This is a genomic window from Spiroplasma cantharicola, from assembly GCF_001281045.1.
Taxonomy (GTDB): domain Bacteria; phylum Bacillota_I; class Bacilli_A; order Mycoplasmatales; family Mycoplasmataceae; genus Spiroplasma_A; species Spiroplasma_A cantharicola.
Map to the genome: position 1 here is coordinate 1,093,166 of NZ_CP012622.1, position 15,942 is coordinate 1,109,107.

Here is a 15,942-nt window from a genome sequence, read left to right on the forward strand (position 1 = left end):
TATTAATAAATATTATAGAATTCTTCTCCATCAGCATTAAATGACTTTAGTGAAGTAATCACTCAATAAGGTGATTCTTGATTTTTAGAGATATTTTCTCAAACTATTTTATATGAATTTTTTACTGGTTTGTAATCTTGATAGTTTCCAAGACCATCATACTTTGCAAGATCATCTTTTGTAATAATTTTTTGCTCTAAACCTAAAATTTTTCCAGAATTTTTAAGTTTTTCTTCATCCAATTTATCTAATTTTTTAAGTTCTTCAATTTCTTTTTGTTGATGTTTTTCAAGAGTTTGATATGGATTAAATTTTTGTCCAACTTCTACTTTTTTAGTTTGTTTACTTGCATTAGAAGTTACATCACCTATACCATTATAATCAAGAGTGAATTCCATTTTTCCAGATAATTGTGTGTTACTTGTTGTACTAATTTTAAAATTATTAACTTTTCAATATTTGTCATCGTTAATATATTGTAAAACTGGCTCATGTACTTTTGCCATTGCATTTGCAACAGAATCTTTAAATCCAGCAAAGAAATCTGCAAAGTCTTTTTGTCCTATCACCTTTTCATTAGTAAACCCATTATATAATCTTGCACCTAAAGAACCTTCTTCATATCCATCTTCTGATCATCCAATAAGTTCTAAGAATTTATTTTTTTGCACATTTGTTAAGTCTCTAAAGTTTTTTTCATCTTTAAACTCATTTATAATTAATTCAAATTCTTGCATAATTTCACTATTTGAAAATATGTTATAAGCTCCCCTCGCAAAGTTTAAAAGGTTAATTCCACCATTATCATTTTTACCTTGCATAGAAATTATTCAATTTTCTTCACCAATATATTCCATTATTGAACTATATGCTTTATAAAATGGTGATGATTTTTCTATAAAAAACTTTTGATTAAATTCTTCTTTATTTTCTGTATTTTCATAAATTTTAATTAATTCATCAATTATTTCTACAATAAACTTTGCATTTTTACCTTGTTCCATTTTATCATTATTTGCAGTTTTGTACATCTCTTCTAATTTGGAATAATGAGCTAGTCCAAATTTTGTAGGAGCATCGTTTAAATTATCAATTTTTTCAATTAAGTCTGGATAATTACTAATTAAACTACTGTCAATATTTTTAATTCCCCTTCAAACATTTGATATTAAAGACATACCAACACCTTGCATCATTGTTTGTGTTTCTGGAACTGGGTTTCATACGCTAAAATCCTGAGTAATCATTGGAAATAAAATATTCATAAATTCTGCCATAATAAAGGCTCCATTTTTTGTATCAGATAAATTTTCTAACATTGACCCAAATAAACTAATAAAACCATTGACATTTTGTTCACCAGCAACTTTAGTAATTAGAGCACCTGTAGAATTAAACTTATTTCCATTAATTGTTGATTGATTTTCATCATTTGCTACTATATAATTTTCTTCTTTAAGTTTATTGTTAGAAATTAAACTTTTATCATTTTTAAAATCAACAGACTGTGTAGCTTTTCCACTCATCAAAATTGAATTATATCAAGCATATCCTGATCCATTTGTTCCACCTTTTTTACCCTCTGCTGACGCTGTTTTTACTCCTGCTGTTCCATTTGTATCTGTTGGATTAGCTCCATCAAAGCCTAAATTCAATAAATAATTTGATAATGCACCAGTATCTTGAATACCTCAAGCTAAATTTCTTCTATCTTCATTTTTTGATAAGTTAATGTCATTCCCTAATCCCGCAGCATACCCCATAGCATTGTTACCATTTTTGTTGTACCCTTGATTTCCCTTTTTTGAAAAAGTATCTCTAAAATAATAAGCTCCATCTACACCATTTATAATTTCATCATAAAATTCATTGTCATACATTCCCATAATGTAACTTGCAAACATACCTGCATAATAATCACCATTATAATAATTTAATGAAGGTGCTAGATAATTTTTAAATTTGTTAATATTAGTTGCCATATTTATGCTTTCACCTTTATATTTGTATGAAACAGGCATATTCATAGCTGTTGGAGTTGGTGTTAAAAAAATTGATAATATTTCATTAATATTGTAATTTAAGTTTTCATGTCTACCTGCAACTATAAGCCTAGAGATAAATTCTGACCCTTTTAACATTTCCTTTTGTAAACTTGATAGATCTGGTTCTTTACCTCCTCCACCATTTCCACATGCTGCAACTGAAGTAGCAGCTGAGCCGATTAAGGTTACTGAAGTTAATATATTTAATAATTTTTTCATAATTAATTTTCTCCTTTTTTCTTTCAATATATAAGTACTCAATTATTGTTATTTTTTAAGTACCTAACTTTTGCAATACTCATCTTTAATCCATATTTAAATTATTTACCCCTAATTGTTTTGAGTTATTGTGCTATTAAATGTTATTTTCTAACAATTAAATTTACTTTTTCACTCTGTATTTTCTTTTAGAATTTTGTCCATTTTTAATAATATCTAAAAGCTTATTTTTGGAAACACTAAAAACTTTAATTACAAATATAGCGGAGGAGTTGTTGCCTTTTTAAAAGTTTTCAATTCCTCTGATTTAATATTGCTAATTAAAATTATTATTTCTTTTCAGCTATTTTTAATTTTTTTAGAGCTTAGTTTAATAAAAATTAAATACTTAATAAACATTTTTAAAAATAAATTTAATTTAGTAGATTTTTTATAAATAAGATTATTTAAATCCTCATTTGATTTTGAAACAATTTTTATTACTGAATAAATAAAAGAAAAGAAAACAATATAGAAAAATGAATATAGTAAAAGTGAACTTATTAAAAGAAATTGAGTAAAGAATAAAATATTTATGTAATCTAAATTTATAATTTTATGAAATTTATAATTCGTTCATCAATAAACCTCCATTGATATTATTGTTGTTCTTTCAATTGATATGTAAGTTTGCGTTATTGAAAAAATAAAAAATAAAAATGTAACTAACATTGTTATATAAAACTTATAATTATTATTCAATAAACTCATACTTATTAAGTTTTTCTTTGACACTTCGTCATTATATTTTTCAATATATCTTAATAGATTTGAAATAAAAACAGTTATAAAATATAGAGAAATTATTATTAAAGTTATATTAACAAATAAAGATAAAATAATTATATTAGTTTTTTGATTTAAAATATTCTGAATTGGAAATGTTAAAAAAAGCAAAATAAATATAACTATTAAATTTAAATTATTCTTTATCTTCTTCATTATTTTCCTCACTTTTTAATTATAGTTGATAAAAAAAAAAAAAAAACAATAACTTTTAAAAAAAATTTCATAAAAACTTTTTTAAATATACTATTATTGTTTTTTTCTTTATATAAGTAAAGTTAAATAATTTTACCTTGGGCAAAGGTACTATTTCCTCCACCCTTTACTTTAAATTTTTTATTATTATTAAATAATTCAATTGCACTATTATCCTTTGCAATTGCTTCATTTACTGATACTACTAAAACCTTTTCTTTTATATTTCAAAGCATAATAATTAAGTTGTCAAATTTATTTTGCAATTTATCTGAAAGAGATTTCATTTCCTTCATTTCAAGGTTATTAGTTTCTAATTCAATTCAATTAATATTGTCTTTTTTAATTGGACTAATATCTGAATACTGTGATAATTTCTCTTCAATTAATAATTCTTCAATTTCTCTTTGATATATTTTAAATAAGTTTTTCAAATCATTTACTTTTTGTTTTATAACTATTACATTTTCTTTATTCACTTTTAAGGACATAATCTCATTAATTTGAGTTTCAATTGTCTTATTTTTTACTTTTAATTTAAAATTATTAAATTTATCAATTAAAGTTTGAATTTCTAATTTTTGTTTAGTGAACTGCTCGTTTAAATAGTTCACTACTTCTTTATGACTAGTTACTGCGTGATATCTAAATACACCACTACCTTTAGATTCTACATTAGTAATTAATAAGTCTTCTATATCTTTTGTATTGGCAACATGAGTCCCCCCACAAAGTTCACAAGAAAATGATCCAAATTTAATTACTCTAACATTTTCACCATATTTTTCTGTAAATAATGCTAAAGCTTTATGTTTATCTATGGCTTCTTTTAAAGAACAATAGATAATTTCTCTAGGAATTTTATTATTTATTTCTCTTGCTATAACTGAATGAATTTTTGCAAGTTCATCTACAGTTGGCAATCTGTTATAAGAAATATCAATTCTTAAACCATTTTCATCATTATAACTACCATTTTGTAACGCTTCTTTGCCAAGTATTTCTTGAATTGCTGCTTGTAAAATATGTGTTCCTGAGTGATTTTTCATTGTATAAAAGCGCTTTTCACTATCAATTGAGGCTTTCACAATATCTCCAATTTTTAAAGTTCCATTTACTTGAACTTTATGTATATGTTGTCCATTAGGACCATTTTTTACATCCATTACTAAGTGACGATTTTCTTGCTTATCAATTAAATAACCATTGTCTGCAGCTTGACCACCTTTTTCAGCATAAAATGGTGTCTTTGTTAAAGTTATAAATACAACTTGATTTGTTGCTGATTGTAATTTTGATTCATCTTCAAAAATAAAATTAATTTTTGAATCACACTCTTCTAAATCATAACCCACAAATTCACTTTCTTCTTTTAACCCTGTCAATATTGCTGATTGTTTGTTCCAAGCTTTATCATCTTTTCTTGAACTTCTTGCTAATTCTTTTGTTTCTTCTAAAAGTTTCTCATAGCCTTTTAAATCAATTTTAACATTTGCCTGAGTTGCTATTTCTGTAGTCAATTCAATTGGAAAACCAAATGATTCAAAAAGTAATAAAGCATTTTTACCACTTACTTTTTTTTCTGTTTTTATAATAGATTCTAAGTGCTCATAACCTTTTGAAAGTGTTTTTAAAAATCTTAATTCTTCTTGTTTAATCACTTCTTTAACAATATCTTTTTTTTCAATTAAATAAGGATAAAAGTTTTTCATAGCTTCTATTACTTTATCTACTAATTTATATAAAAATGCTTCTTTAATGCCTAGTTTTCTTCCATAAACAGAACTTCTTCTTATAAGTCTTCTTATAATATAACCTCTATCTTTATTGCCAGGAAAAACTCCATCACTTATTGCAAAAACAACTGCTCTTACATGATCTGCAATTACTTTAAAACCTGTATTAATTTTTGTTTGCTCTTTATTTTCATTATAATAATTATCAATAGAATATTTAAATTCTTTACTACACATTTTTTCTACTTGTTTAATTGTTGGGAAAAAGATATCAGTTTCAAAATTTGTTGGGGCATCTTGAAAGATTGAAACTAATCTTTCAAATCCTGCTCCCGTATCAATATTTTTTCGTGGTAATTCAGTGTAATTATTATTACCATCATTATTAAATTGTGAAAATACAATATTTCAAATTTCAATATAACGATCATTTTCAATATCATCTTTTAAAAGTTTTGAACCGATTTTTTTGGGATCTCATTTTTCACCACGATCAAAAAATATTTCTGTATTTGGTCCACATGGCCCTTGGCCTACATCTCAAAAGTTTGTTTCTCTTGTTCCTTTAAAAATATGGTCTTCTTTAATTTTAATAATTTTTGTCCATACATCATATGCTTCTTTATCTTCATTAAAAACTGTTATATATAATAGTTCTGGATCTATATCAAATCATTTTGGAGAAGTTAAAAGTTCTCATGCAAATTCAATAGCTTCTTTTTTAAAGTAATCTCCAATTGAAAAATTACCTAACATTTCAAACATTGTTTGGTGACGTGCTGTAACTCCAACATTTTCAATATCATTTGTTCTAATAGATTTTTGAGAGTTTGTTAATCTTGGTGATGGTGGATTCATTCTTCCATCAAAATATGGTTTCAAAGTAGCAACTCCAGAATTTATTCACAATAAGCTTGGATCTTCAACTGGAACTAAACTAACAGGTTCTAAAAAATAATGGTTTTTTGATTTAAAAAAATCCAATCACATTTTTCTAATTTCATTTGCAGAAAGTTTCTTCATTTTTTTCTCTCCTTAGGGATAACAAAATAATTTTAGCATAGAACTATTAAAATTATTTTATAAAGCAATCCTTATGAACTGCCATTGTAATACCACTAAATTCAACTAAATTATAATTATCATTATTATAAAATTTAATATTTCAAGGTTGCTTAGCATCTTTTTTTGAATAATGTTCATTATAATCCATAATTTCCAAACAAACTAAACAAATTCTATGAATATCTAAATTATCTTTTTCGTGACCACATTGGCAAAGTAATGCATTACTTCAAGCATTTTTGGCAATATCATCTAATTCAATTTTTTTCATAAATAAATTCTCATTTCTATTTAACTTGCAAAATAAAAGGCTCATATATTGAACCAACTTTACTTATTATAGTTTGGAGCTTCTTTTGTAAGTTCCACATCATGAGGGTGACTCTCTTTTAAACTAGCATTTGTAATTTTAACAAATTTAGTTTCTAAACGAAGTTCTTCAATACCTTTGCTTCCAGTGTAACCCATTCCACTTTTTAAACCACCCATTAATTGGAAAACCACTTCTCTCATTTTTCCTTTAAAAGGTACTCTTGCTTCAATACCTTCGGGTACTAATTTTTTTGCTCCTTTTTGGAAATATCGATCACTACTTCCTCTTTTCATAGCGACAAGTGAACCCATACCAACATAAGTTTTGTATTTTTTACCATTGGCAATAATTTCTTCTCCTGGTGATTCTTCAGTTCCTGCAAAAATACTTCCCATCATAACACTATGTGCACCTGCTGCAAGTGCTTTTACAATGTCTCCTGAGTATTTTACTCCTCCATCAGCAATAATTGTTATATCTTTATCTTTTGCTCAATTAAAAACATCATTAATTGCAGTTATTTGGGGAACTCCAACTCCTGCTACAACTCTTGTTGTACAAATACTTCCAGGACCAACTCCAACTTTTATTCCATTTGCTCCTGCTTTATAAAGTGCTTCTGCACCTTGGGCAGTACAAACATTTCCTGCAATTATTTCTAAATCTTTATACTTAGTTCTAATTGCTTTAATTACATCAATAATTCCTTTACTGTGACCGTGTGCTGAATCAATTACTATAACATCTGCTTGGGCTTTTACAAGTTCATCAACTCTATGCATATAGTCTTCACCAACTCCAACAGCTGCACCAACTCTTAATCTTCCCTTTTCATCTTTACATGCATTTGGATGATCAATTGCTTTATCAATATCTTTTGTTGTAATTAAACCAACTAATGTATTATTTGCATCAACAATTGGCAATTTTTCAATTCTATTTTTTAATAGAACTGCTTTTGCTTGTTCTAAAGTAGTTGAGGGATTACCTGTAATTAAATTTTCCTTTGTCATAATAACATCTACTTTTGCTTGAAAATCTTCAAAATATTTTAAATCTCTATTGGTTAAAATTCCAATTAGTTTTCCATCATTATCTACAACAGGTAAACCAGAGATTTTGTAAGTAGCCATAATCTCGTTGGCTTCTTGAACAATTGTTTCTTTTGTAATTGTAATTGGGTCAGTTATAAACCCTGATTCATTTCTTTTAACTTTTTGAACTTCTAAAGATTGTTCTTCTATTGATAAATTTTTATGAATAATTCCAATACCACCACATCTTGCCATTTCAATTGCAAGTTTTGATTCAGTGACAGTATCCATAGCTGAACTTATTATCGGAATATTAAGTTCTATATTTTTTGTTAATTTTGTTTTTAAACAAACATCATTAGGCAATACTTCAGAGTATCTTGGTACTAATAAAACATCATCAAAAGTAATTCCTTCACTAATTATTTTTCCATTCAAATCATTTTTATTCATATAAATTTTCCTCTACTCTCATTCTATTGTTCCAGGTGGTTTTGAAGTTATATCATAAACAACTCGATTAACTCCATCAACTTTATTAATAATTTCATTAACAACTTTATCTAAAAATTCCCAAGGTAAATGTGTACTAGAAGCTGTCATAAAGTCAATTGTATTAACACTTCTTAAAGCAACTACATAATCATAAGTTCTATTATCACCCATTACACCAACCGTTTTTACTGGCAATAATGTTACAAAAGCTTGAGATACTTCATTATATAAATTTGCTTCAATTAAGTTATTAATAAAAATATCATCAGCCTCTTTTAAGATTTCACATTTTTCTTTTGTAACTTCTCCAATAACTCTAACTCCAAGACCAGGTCCAGGAAAGGGATGACGATTAATCATAAGGTCAGGAATTCCCAATTCTTTTCCAACTGCTCTAACTTCATCTTTGAATAATTCTCTTAGTGGTTCTAATAATTCAAATTTTAAGTCATCTGGCAGTCCTCCCACATTATGATGTGATTTAATAGTTTTTGAAACATGGCCATTGCTTGATGACTCAATTACGTCTGGGTAAATTGTTCCTTGAGCAAGAAATTTTGCTCCTTGCATTTGTCTTGCCTGTTCACTAAACACTTCAATAAATTTTTTACCAATAGTTTTTCTTTTATCTTCTGGGTCAACTTGACCCTTTAATGCTTTATAAAATTCATTGCTAGCATCAACTAACTTAATATCCATTTCAAATTCTTTATTATATAAATCCATTACTTTTTTTGCTTCATCTTTTCTTAACAAACCAGTATCAACTAAAATACATTTTAATTGCTTTCCAATTGCTTTAGAGATTAATGCAGCTGCCACTGAAGAGTCAACTCCTCCAGATAAACCTAAAATAACTTGCTCTTTTCCAACAATTTCTTTTATTGATTTTATTTTATTTTCAATAAATTCTTTCATTTCTCAATCAGCTTTACATTTTGAAATATCAAAAATAAAGTTTTTTAACATTTGAATTCCTTGTTCAGAGTGAGTCACTTCTGCGTGAAATTGAATCCCATAAACTTTTAATTTTTCATTTGAAATCCCCGCAACTGATGAATCAGAATGAGCAATTTGTTTAAAGCCTTCAGGCATTTTTGTTAAGTGATCTGCGTGACTCATTCATACTTGTGAATTTTGACTAACTTTTTTAAACAATAAACTTTTGACATCGTCAATATATAATTTAGCTTTACCAAATTCTTGTGAATCAGCTAGCTCAACTTTTCCACCAAACATTTCTGTAATTAATTGCATTCCATAGCAAACACCCAATATTGGAACCCCAAGATTAAATATTTCCTTATCAATTTTATAAGCTTCATTCAGATATACACTATTGGGACCACCAGAAAGTATAATTGCTTTTAAATTATGATATTTTTCTAAATCGGCTTTTGTTTTATCAAAAGGAATTACTTCAGCATAAACATTTAAATTTCTAACTCTTCTTGCTAGTAATTGAGTATATTGACTTCCAAAATCTAAAATAAGTATTTGCGTATTTAACATTTTCTTAACCTCTAACTATTTTAATAAAACACTTCAAGTTTTCCTTTTATTATACATCAAAAAAACACCATTATATTTTCTAGTAATACTAGTTTATATAATGGTGTTTTAATATTTATTAAATTTTTAAAAGTTAATTGGTTTTCCTGATTCTAATGCTTCAGCTGCTTCACCAATAGCTTCACTCAATGATGGGTGAGGATGAATAGCTCTTGCAATTTCACTAATTGTAGCTTCAGATTCCATAACAGTTGTAATTTCTGAAATCATATCTGTTGCTGTATTTGAAATAATATGACATCCTAAAACTTGTTTATATTTAGGTTCACAAATTAATTTAACAAACCCTCCTGTATTACCATCAGCAAGTGCTTTACCAATAGCTGCAAATGGGAATTTATAAACTTTGTAGTCTGTTCCAGATTTTTTTAATTCATCTTCTGTTTTACCAACACAAGCTACTTCTGGATAAGTATAAATACAACTTGGAACTCTATCAAAGTTCATAGTTAAATCTTCAGCATGTTCGTTGCCTAATCTTTTTGCAATTCTATTTGCTGCAATAATACCTTGATGAGAAGCCACATGAGCTAACATCATTTTTCCTGTAACATCTCCAATTGAATAAACTCCATCAATGTTTGTTTCACAATATTCATTAACATTAATGTGGCCTCTTTCGTTCATTTCTAAACCTATTTTTTCAAAACCTTCTGTTACAACTTTACGCCCCACTGATTGTAAACAATAATCTGCTTTAATTTTATATTCTTTACCATCTTTTTCATAAACAACTTCTTTTTTACCAAAAGATTTTGTATTAACTCCATAAATTATTTCTAAGTTTCCTCTAGATAATAATTCTTTTGTCATTTCTTTTGAAACATCACTGTCTAACATTTCTAATATTGTTGGTAAGAATTGTAATACTGTAACTTTTGTTCCCAATCTTTTGTAAACACAAGCAAATTCAATCCCAATAACTCCTCCACCAATAATAACTAATTCTTTTGGAATTTTAGGAAGTGCTAATGCTCCTGTTGAATCAATTAATCAACCTGATTCAATTGCTTCTTTTGCTCCTGGTAAATTAAAGTGATTTGGTACACTTCCAGTTGCAACAATTAAATTATCACAAGTATATTTTTTACCATTTACACTTACAGTATTTTTATCAATTGCTTTAGCTGAACCTTCAATAGCTGTAACTTTATTTTTTTTCAAAAGACCTTTAACTCCAGTTGTTAATTTATTAACAACATCATCTTTTCTAGCTTGAATTGCTTTTCAGTCAGCTTTAACTCCAGTCAAATCAACTTTAATTCCATACTTATCAGCACGTTTTGTAATTTGCTCATATAAATATGCTGATTTTAATAATGTCTTAGTTGGTATACAACCAATATTTAAACAAACTCCACCATAATTACCTTTTTCAATAATTAATGTTTTTAATCCTAGTTGAGCACATTTAATTGCTGCAACATAACCTCCAACTCCAGCTCCAATTACTATTACTTCATAGTGATTTTCTGGTTTTGTTGAATTAAATTTAGGAGCAGGTTTTAAAGGTCCACCTTTGCCTTGAGTTAATCCTGACATATTAACATTATTTACAGCATTTACAATAGTTTCTACAGCTGATCTTTTTGGTGGAACCGTTCTTGCTCTCCCTCTTGAAAGAAGATCATTTGAAACTGGTGTTGCACCAACAACTGATGCATTTTCTTCAACTGGTTCTGATTTTGCTTTTGTTGCTTCTTTTGGAGCATCACCTTTACCATCATCAATTTCAACAACAACTTGTCCAACTTTAATTTCTTGATTTGCAGCAATTAAGATTGTTGCAACTTTACCATCAACTGGTGCATAAATATCTGAAGTTACTTTATCAGTTTCAACATTAAAAAGAGCATCTCCCATTTTAACTTGATCTCCAACTTTTACAAGAACTTCAGTAACTGTACCTTCTGTTAAACCTTCTCCAATATCTGCGAATTTTACTTTAAACATATTTCTAGTCTCCTAAACTAACAGAGTTGCAGGATTTTGTAAGTAGTATGCTACTCTTGTTAAAAATCTTCCTGCATCTGCTCCATCAATTACTTTGTGATCTGCAGTTATTGAAAAAGGCATATAGTCTCTAATTTCAATTTCTTCTTTAATTACTCCAGGTGCTCTTGTAATTGTACCAACACCTAAAATAGCTGCTTCTGGGAAGTTAACAATTGGTGTAGCATAATCTAATCCAACAGCTCCAAAATTGGTTACTGTGAATGTTGCTCCACTCATTTCACTTGCTGAAAGCTTTTTATTTCTTGCTTTAATGGCTAAGTCATTTATTTTTACAGCAATTTGTAAAACACTTAATTTATCAGCTCCACGAATAACAGGAACCATTAAACCATCAGGTGTATCACAAGCCATACCAATATTAATTTGTTGCGCAAATTTTATTGCTTTATTTTCTTCATCAATTCTTACATTTAAATTTGGCATATCTCTTAGTGCATTAGCGCTTGCTTTAATAATAAAAGCTAAATAAGTTAATTTAACTCTAAGTGAATCTGCATGACCTTTAAGTTGTTTTCTAATATTTACTAATTCAGTAACATCTAAGTTTCTCAATCCTGTAAATCCAGCAACTTTTTCATGAGCTGTTGTCATTGCTTTAACAGTTGCTTTTCTAATTGGATTTCATGGTTTTGATTCAAAAGTTAATGGTTCATTAATTTCAGGAACTGAAATTAATGGATTTGAGTAATCTATTGCTGCACCTTTTGGGCCTGGACCAGCTGATTGTATTGCAGGTGAAGCCATTTGTGGATTTGCAGCAAAACCTTCAACATCAGAAACTAAAATTCTATTATTAGGTCCAGATGGACTAACTTTAGAAAGATCAACACCCATAACAGCTGCAACTTTTCTTGCTAATGGTGATGCTTTAACATCAACATTACTATTATCAATAATACTTGCTTGAGAAACAATATTTGCTTTTGGTGCAACTTCTCTAGCTTTTCTTGAAATAACTTCATTTGAAACTGGTGTTGCACCAACAACTGATGCATTTTCTTCAGCAGGTTCTGCTTTTGCTTTTGTTGCTTCTTTTGGAGCATCACCTTTACCATCATCAATTTCAACAACAACTTGTCCAACTTTAATTTCTTGATTTGCAGCAATTAAGATTGTTGCAACTTTACCATCAACTGGTGCATAAATATCTGAAGTCACTTTATCAGTTTCAACATTAAAAAGAGCATCTCCCATTTTAACTTGATCTCCAACTTTTACAAGAACTTCAGTAACTGTACCTTCTGTTAAACCTTCTCCAATATCTGCGAATTTTACTTTAAACATATTTCTAATTCTCCTATTAGTCTCTAAAATTTGTAATTTAAGATTTCTTCCATTTTAACAAGTATTTTTTTTGGATGAGGTTGGTGGTAAGCTTCACCTGAATCAAAAGGTATAACAATGTCATATCCTGTACATCTCATTGATGGAGCTTTTAAATATTCGAAACATTCTTCATTTACTGAAGCAATAATTTCTGCTGAAACTGAAAATGATCTGATTGCTTCATGGACAACTAACAATCTTCCTGTTTTTTTAACTGATTCAAAAATCATTTCTTTATCTCATGGTTGAATTGAACGTAAATCAATTAATTCAATTGTAACATCGGGATTTTTTTCTTCCAATTCATCAATTGCCTTTTGACAATCAACTGTTTGAGCTCCATATGTAACAACAGTTAAGTCATTTCCTTCTTGAATTTTAAACGCTTTACCTATTTCAACAGTATAGAATCCCTCAGGAACTTCTTGTTTAAAGGCTCTATATAATTTTGTTGGTTCAAAAACAATAACTGGATCTGGTGATTCAATTGCTGCTAAAATTAAACCTTTTGTATCATAAGGTGTTGAAGGACAAACTACTTTAATACCTGGAGTATGTGCATACATTGCTTCCATAGCTTCAGAGTGTAATTCAAGAGCTCTAATTCCACCACCCATTGGCATTCTTATAACAACTGGTGTTGGGTATTTCCCTCTTGTTCTATTTCTCATTCTTCCCATATGTCCTAAAATATTTTGTAATGATGGTCAACCTAGACCTTCAAATTGTAATTCTACAACTGGTTTCATTTTATTTACTGCCATACCAATAGCTACACCAGCAAAGACAGCTTCAGAAATTGGAGCATCAAAACATCTTTTTTCTCCAAACTTAGCTTGAAGCCCTTCTGTTGCTCTAAAAACTCCACCTTCATAACCAGCATCTTCTCCATAAACAACAACGTCATCTCATTTTTCCATCGCAACTTCAAGTGCTTCTGAAACTGCTTTAACATTATTTAAAACCTTCATTAGTGGTGTCCTCCCTTAGCTACTTCTGGATATTTAGCAAAAAATTCTTTTGCTTCTTTATATTGTTTTTCTAAATCTGGAGTTTTTTCAGCAAATTGGAAGTTGAAAACATCTTCTAATTCATATGATTTATTTGCTTCAGCTCAGTCAAACTCAGCTCTAATAAATTCATCTTGTTTTTTATCTAAAGCTTCTTGTTTTTTATCGGTTCAGATTTTTTTATCAATTAAGTATTTTTTCATTCTTATTAGTGGATCTGATTTAAGTGCTTCTTCAAATTCAGCTTTTGGTCTATAAATATCTGGATTATCTGAAGATGAGTGAGCTCCTAATCTATATGTATCACATTCAATAAATACAGGACCTTTACCACTTCTTGCATGTTCAACTGCTTCTTTTGCAACAGCATAAACTGCAAGTAAATCATTTCCATCAACTTTAATTGAAGGCATTCCTGTTGCAATACCTTTTACAGCAATATTTAATGACTTTGTAGATTTTTTATATGGTGTAGAAATAGCTCATTTATTATTTTCACAAATGAAAATAACTGGTAGTTCATGAATTTTTGCAAAGTTCATTGCTTCATAAGTTTCACCTTCACTCATTCCACCATCACCTGTTGTTGTTACAGCAACTCCACCTGTTCCTCTATATTTTTCAGCAAAAGCAATTCCTGTTGCATGTGAAAATTGAGAACCAATAATAATATTTGGTGGTAAAGAATTAACACCTTTTGGTGATTGCCCACCATATTCATTTCCCATTCAATAAAGCATGATATTTCTCATTGGCATTCCAACACTTAATCATGCAGCATTATTTCTATATCCTGATGAGAATCAATCTTTTCCTTTAATTAAGGGCAAAGTATATCCTATTTCAGATGCTTCTTGCCCTGTTGAAGAAAGAAATGATAATAATCTTCCTTGTCTTTGTGCTTTATTTTGGAAGTCATCTTGTCTTCTTGAAAGATTCATTAATGAATATGCATCTATTAGCTCTTTGTCTGTCATTTTTGGCACTAATTTTTCATCAATAATTTTTCCGTTCTTATCCATAATACGAACTACTTCGTCTTTTAATGGATCAAATTTTCCTATAAATTTCATTTTTCCTCCTATTGTATTAATAAGTCTAGTATATCCTTACTTGTGAAGTTTTCTCCAAAAATATTTTTGATATCTGACTTATTTAACACATCTTCTAAAACAAACGTTTCATATTTTAAATTTACTAATTTATTTTCAAGTTCTTCAGTTCCTTGAAAACCTAAAAAATCTCCATAGAATTTTGCATCTTTAATGATTCCCTTTTCAATTCTTAAAAGAGCTTCAATAGATCCTTTTCCTTCTAATCTTTGTTTATTTCTATAATCAAAATCAGCATTCTTTGCATAATTTCAATCTGAATTTTTAAATTTCTCTTTGCTAAGATTAGTTATTTCCTTTATTTCATCTTCGCTTAAATTAATTGTTTTGATTTCATCTGACTTTTTATAAGTCTCAATTAATTTATTCATAAAAGCTTCAATATCAATTTTATTTTTTACTTCAGAATTTATGTTTGTAACCCTTGCTGCAATAGATTGAATATTCTTTGAAAGAATTTTGGCTCTATCAACAGTTAAATAATTAGTCAACTTATCTAAATTTGCATTAAATAATATTGTTCCATGTTGCAAAAATCTATCTTCATACTTTCACATAGCATTTCCAGATATCTTTTTACCATTTAGTTCAATATCATTTCTTCCAGAAAACTTTGCAGGAACACCTAACTCATTAAGAGTTTTAATTACAGGTTCTAGCATTGTTGAAAATAAAGAAACACCTTTATTTTCTAAATCTGTATAAATAATGCTAAAATTCATATTTCCTAAGTCATGAAAAACTGTACCCCCACCACTATTTCTTCTAACAATATTAACAGAATCTTTTTGAGCGTTTTGAAGATTAATTTCTCAAGCAGCATTTTGATTTCTTCCAACCACAATTGTGTTATCATTTTGTCATAAAAAAAGAATTGGTTCTGAGTATTTTCTAGTTTTTACAAAGTATTCTTCTGTTGCTAAATTAAACGCTGGGTCAACACAAGAAGTTTTATATATAAACATTTTGATACTTCCCT

11 protein-coding genes are annotated in these 15,942 nt (G+C 28.3%); all 11 read right to left on the bottom strand.

Annotated elements, in window-relative coordinates:
* Positions 1-2: 2 nt before the first annotated feature.
* The 11 genes from SCANT_RS04850 to SCANT_RS04900 all read right to left on the bottom strand — a co-directional run bounded on the left by SCANT_RS04850 (position 3) and on the right by SCANT_RS04900 (position 15,928).
* Complete coding sequence (locus SCANT_RS04850; protein WP_053946592.1) at positions 3-2,264, bottom strand: lipoprotein; 2,262 nt, start codon at positions 2,262-2,264, stop codon at positions 3-5.
* Between the two features lie 252 nt (positions 2,265-2,516).
* Complete coding sequence (locus SCANT_RS04855) at positions 2,517-3,245, bottom strand: hypothetical protein (protein ID WP_053946593.1); 729 nt, start codon at positions 3,243-3,245, stop codon at positions 2,517-2,519.
* A 122-nt stretch (positions 3,246-3,367) separates the two neighbouring features.
* Positions 3,368-6,043 carry an alanine--tRNA ligase gene (alaS, locus tag SCANT_RS04860; RefSeq protein WP_053946594.1) on the bottom strand — a complete coding sequence of 892 codons (2,676 nt, stop codon included), beginning with the start codon at positions 6,041-6,043 and terminating at the stop codon, positions 3,368-3,370.
* Positions 6,044-6,095: 52 nt separating this feature from the next.
* Positions 6,096-6,356, bottom strand: coding sequence for a hypothetical protein (locus SCANT_RS04865; protein ID WP_053946595.1), 261 nt, complete (start codon positions 6,354-6,356; stop codon positions 6,096-6,098).
* Between the two features lie 59 nt (positions 6,357-6,415).
* Positions 6,416-7,885, bottom strand: a complete 1,470-nt coding sequence (gene guaB / locus SCANT_RS04870; protein ID WP_053946596.1) for an IMP dehydrogenase — start codon at positions 7,883-7,885, stop codon at positions 6,416-6,418.
* Positions 7,886-7,897: 12 nt separating this feature from the next.
* Positions 7,898-9,439: a glutamine-hydrolyzing GMP synthase gene (gene guaA, locus SCANT_RS04875; protein ID WP_053946597.1), complete on the bottom strand. Its 1,542-nt coding sequence runs from the start codon at positions 9,437-9,439 to the stop codon at positions 7,898-7,900.
* Positions 9,440-9,565: 126 nt separating this feature from the next.
* On the bottom strand, positions 9,566-11,452 hold the full coding sequence (lpdA, locus tag SCANT_RS04880) for a dihydrolipoyl dehydrogenase (protein WP_053946598.1): 1,887 nt from the start codon (positions 11,450-11,452) through the stop codon (positions 9,566-9,568).
* 12 nt (positions 11,453-11,464) lie between these two features.
* On the bottom strand, positions 11,465-12,799 hold the full coding sequence (locus SCANT_RS04885; protein ID WP_053946599.1) for a dihydrolipoamide acetyltransferase family protein: 1,335 nt from the start codon (positions 12,797-12,799) through the stop codon (positions 11,465-11,467).
* A gap of 23 nt (positions 12,800-12,822) precedes the next feature.
* Positions 12,823-13,812: an alpha-ketoacid dehydrogenase subunit beta gene (locus SCANT_RS04890; protein WP_053946600.1), complete on the bottom strand. Its 990-nt coding sequence runs from the start codon at positions 13,810-13,812 to the stop codon at positions 12,823-12,825.
* Positions 13,812-14,924 (bottom strand): pyruvate dehydrogenase (acetyl-transferring) E1 component subunit alpha, encoded by a 1,113-nt coding sequence (gene pdhA, locus SCANT_RS04895; protein ID WP_053946601.1) that lies wholly within the window; start codon positions 14,922-14,924, stop codon positions 13,812-13,814. The genes SCANT_RS04890 and pdhA overlap by 1 nt, the downstream gene beginning before the upstream one ends.
* An 8-nt stretch (positions 14,925-14,932) precedes the next feature.
* On the bottom strand, positions 14,933-15,928 hold the full coding sequence (locus tag SCANT_RS04900) for a lipoate--protein ligase (protein ID WP_053946602.1): 996 nt from the start codon (positions 15,926-15,928) through the stop codon (positions 14,933-14,935).
* Positions 15,929-15,942: the final 14 nt, after the last annotated feature.